This window comes from Amycolatopsis kentuckyensis (assembly GCF_002155975.1).
Classification (GTDB): Bacteria; Actinomycetota; Actinomycetes; order Mycobacteriales; family Pseudonocardiaceae; genus Amycolatopsis; species Amycolatopsis kentuckyensis.
Genome location: NZ_MUMI01000813.1, coordinates 1 through 944, shown reverse-complemented (window position 1 = coordinate 944; position 944 = coordinate 1). Strand labels below are relative to the sequence as shown.

1 protein-coding gene is annotated in these 944 nt (G+C 70.0%); it reads right to left on the bottom strand.

Features of this window, described 5'->3' with window-relative positions; translation table 11 throughout:
* The coding region (locus CCN39_RS48225) for a carbohydrate ABC transporter permease (RefSeq protein WP_143264490.1) at nt 1-879 on the bottom strand (879 nt) is incomplete at its 3' end.
* Nucleotides 880-944: the final 65 nt, after the last annotated feature.

The following is a 944-nucleotide window of genomic DNA, read 5'->3' as shown; positions in this document are numbered from 1 at the left end:
GACGAGCACGCTCATCGCGGCGCCGAGACCGTAGTTCTGGGCGGAAATCTGGGCGTAGGCGGCCATCGACGGCGTGTAGGACGACGAGACCGCGCTCGACACGCCCGCCATGACCTGCGGTTCGGTGAACAGCTGGAACGTGCCGATGATGGAGAACACCCCGGTCAGCACCAGCGACGGCGCGATGATCGGCACCTTGATCCGCCAGGCGATCGTCCAGCCGGACGCGCCGTCCAGCCGGGCCGCTTCGTAGAGCTGGGGCGGGATCGCCTGCAGCGACGAATAGAGGATCAGCATGTTGTACCCGGTGAACGTCCAGGTGACGATGTTCGCGATCGAGTACAGGATCACGTTGCCGGACAACAGGTCGGGGTGGATCCCGAGCGGGTCGAGCAGCTGGTTGACCGGCGAGAGGTTGGGGGCGTAGAAGAAGCCCCACATCACCGCCGCGATCACCCCGGGCACCGCGTACGGCAGGAAGAACGCGAGCCGGAAGAACCGCCGCAGCCGCACGACCGCCGAGTCCAGGGCCAGCGCCAGGACCAGCGCGAGGCCGAGCATGACCGGGATCTGGCCCACCCCGAACAGCAGGACCCGCCCGACCGAGCCGGTGAACCCGGCGTCGCCGAGGGCCGCGGTGTAGTTGCCCAGGCCGGCGAACACCTCGACCGGACGGCCGTAGGTGGACGTCCGGGTGACGGCGGTGAAGCTCTTCACCACGGCCACCACGATCGGGGCCACGTAGAACACCGCGAACCCGAGCAGGAACGGCGAGAGCAGCAGCCACGCGGCGCGGGCGCTGCCGTTGGCCCGCTGCCGGCGCGCCACCCGGGGGCGGGTGGGCGCGCCGGCGACGGTCTGGGACGCTGCGGCAACCATCGTCGTCCCTACTTCGCCACGGGGATGGACTGGCGTTGCAGGTCGGTGATCGTCGCGGCGCCGGC